General features: G+C 74.4%; 2 protein-coding genes and 1 pseudogene. All 3 read left to right on the top strand.

Features of this window, described 5'->3' with window-relative positions:
* Positions 1–979, top strand: a 979-nt coding sequence (locus CQZ88_RS10160) for a S9 family peptidase (RefSeq protein ID WP_102799683.1), incomplete at its 5' end; no start/stop codon positions are given.
* A 74-nt stretch (positions 980–1,053) separates the two neighbouring features.
* A complete protein-coding gene (locus CQZ88_RS10155; protein ID WP_044475560.1) occupies positions 1,054–2,118 on the top strand; it encodes a lipase family protein in 1,065 nt (354 codons plus the stop codon).
* Between the two features lie 78 nt (positions 2,119–2,196).
* A pseudogene (locus CQZ88_RS30780) lies at positions 2,197–2,730 on the top strand (lipase); the annotation flags it as partial.

The following is a 2,730-nucleotide window of genomic DNA, read 5'->3' as shown; positions in this document are numbered from 1 at the left end:
TGCGGCCACGGCCGAGCGGCTGACCTTCCGCACCCAGTGGCGGTCCGGTGCGGAGACCACCGCGTCGGGTGTCCTGTACCTGCCGCCCGGCCAGGCCCCCGCGGGCGGCTGGCCGGTCGTGTCGTGGGCGCACGGCACCGTCGGCATCGGCGACGACTGCGCCCCGTCGCGCAACCCGCGCAGCGACCGCGACCGGGCGTACCTCGGGCACTGGTTGTCCCAGGGCTACGCCGTGGTCGCCTCCGACTATCCCGGCCTGGGCGGCGACGGCCTGCACACGTATCTCGACGGGCCGAGCGCCGCGAACAGCGTCGTCGACGTCGTCCGGGCCGCCCGCGCCGCCGAGCCCTCGCTGTCGAACCGGTGGATCGTGATCGGCCAGTCGCAGGGCGGTCACGCCGCCCTGCACACCGCGCGCCTGGCCACGACGCGGGCGCCGGAACTCGACTTCCGCGGCATGATCGCCACCGGCGCGCCGTCGAACCTCGAGACGGTGTTCCCGTTCGGCGGTCCCGGCTTTCCGGATCTGGGCCTGGACGGCACCACCGTGTTCCTGTCCTACGTCCTGGCCGGCCTGCGGGTCGCGCGGCCCGACCTGGACGTGAACAGCTACCTCACCCCGGTCGGGCGGGACGTCGTCGACGACGCCGAACGGCTCTGCTACGCCGACCTCGGCGACCGCGTCCGCGGCATCGGCGTGGGGGAGATCCTCGCCCGCCCGCTCGGCGACGACCGCATGCGTGCCGCGCTCGCCGACTACATGGGGGTGCCCACCCGCGGCTACGATCGGCCGCTGTTCCTCGGTCAGGGGCTGCGGGATCAGGTCGTGCCGGCGCCGCTGTCGTTCAAGCTCGTCGCCGACCTGTGGTCCGGGGGCACGAACGTCGACTACCGCACCTACCCCAACGGGCATTCCGAGACCATGTTCGACGCCCTGCCGGCCACCACGCCGTTCGCGGCGACATTGGTCGGCAGGTAGAGCAGAGGGGTTGCGCCGTGAGCAGGTGGGGAGTGCGCCGGTCGCTGTGGGCGGCCTGCGCGTCGGTGGCCGTGATGTGCCCGGCCGTCGCGGTCGCCGAACCCGTGCCCGGCGCGGTGATGTCGGTGGAACCGTTGCCGGCCGAACTCTCCGTGCCCGGTGCCGTGGTCGCCGAGCGGCTCACCTACCGGACCCAGTGGCGGTCCGGCGTCGCCGCCGTCGGCACGGGGGTGCTGTTCCTGCCGCCGGGTGAGGCACCCGACGGAGGCTGGCCGGTCGTGTCGTGGGCGCACGGCACCGTCGGCATCGGCGACGACTGTGCGCCGTCGCGCAACCGGCGCATCGAACGGGAGCGGCGGTATCTCGCGCACTGGCTGTCGCAGGGCTACGCGGTGGTGGCCGCCGACTATCCCGGCCTCGGTACCGAGGGCCTGCACACGTATCTCGACGGGCCCACCGCCGCGAACAGCATCGTCGACGTCGTCCGCGCCGCCCGGGCCGCCGAGCCGTCGCTGTCGCAGCGGTGGGTGGTCGTCGGCCAGTCGCAGGGCGGGCACGCGGCGCTGCACACCGCGCGCCGGGCCACGGCGCGCGCGCCGGAGCTCGACTTCCGCGGCGCGGTCGCCACCGGTGCGCCGTCCAACCTCGAGCTGCTGTTCCCGTTCGGGGTGCCCGGCTTCCCCGACCTCGACCTCGACGGGCTCGTCTCGTTCAGCGCCTACATCATGGCCGGGCTGCGGGCGGCACGCCCCGACCTCGACGTGAACAGCTACCTCACGCCCGTCGGACGCGATCTCGTCGACGCCGCCGAGTACCTCTGCTATGGGGATCTCGAGGACCGCGCCGCCGACGTGGATGTGGGGCAGTTGCTGTCCCGGCCGCTGGGCGACGACCGGATGCGGGCCGCGCTCGCCGACTACCTCGGTGTCCCGACCCGCGGTTACGACCGGCCGCTGTTCGTCGGCCAGGGATTGCGGGACCGGATGGTTCCCGCGCCGCTGTCGTTCAAGCTCGTCGCCGACCTGTGGGCCGGTGGCGCCGACGTCGACTACCGCACCTATCCGGACGACCACTTCGCCACCCTCTTCGCCGCGCTCCCGGACACGACACCGTTCGTGGCCGCCCGATTCGTCCGGTAACGCGGGACGGCCGGCGACCGACGTGCGAGGTGGCGCATGCCGACGATCGGCACGCCCCTCGGACGAGCGGAGGACTTCATGGGCCGGAACAGACGGTGGCAACGGGCGCTGGGCGCGATCGGCGCGGTGCTGGCGGGCGTGCTCGCCCCGTCCGTCGCGGCCGCCGACCCCGCGCCGGGCGCGATCGTGTCGGTCGAGCCGCTGCCGGCCGAGATGTCGGTGCCGGGTGCCGCGGTCGCCGAGCGGCTCACCTACCGCACCGAGTGGCGCTCCGGCGCTCCGGCCGTCGGCACCGGCGTGCTGTTCCTCCCGCCGGGGCCGGCCCCGGCGGGCGGCTGGCCGGTGGTGTCCTACGCGCACGGCACCGTCGGCATCGCCGACGGCTGCGCCCCGTCGCGGCACCCGTGGTCCGATCTCGAGCGTCCGTACCTCGAGCATTGGCTCGCCCAGGGCTACGCCGTCGTCGCGGCCGACTATCCGGGCCTGGGCACCGAGGGCGTCCACCCGTATCTCGACGGGCAGAGCGCCGCCAACAGCGTCGTCGACATCGTGCGCGCGGGCCGTGCCGCCGAGCCGTCGCTGTCGCAGCGCTGGGTCGTCGTCGGCCAGTCC

The organism is Rhodococcus sp. ENV425 (assembly GCF_002887785.1).
GTDB classification, from domain to species: domain Bacteria; phylum Actinomycetota; class Actinomycetes; order Mycobacteriales; family Mycobacteriaceae; genus Rhodococcus; species Rhodococcus aetherivorans.
The sequence above is the reverse complement of the archived record's forward strand: the minus strand, read 5'-3'. Positions and strand labels throughout refer to the sequence as shown.

Coding starts and splice junctions, on each gene's coding strand:
- CQZ88_RS10155 (WP_044475560.1), top strand. CDS start 1,054: ATGTGCCCGGCCGTCGCGGTCGCCGAACCCGTGCCCGGCGCGGTGATG.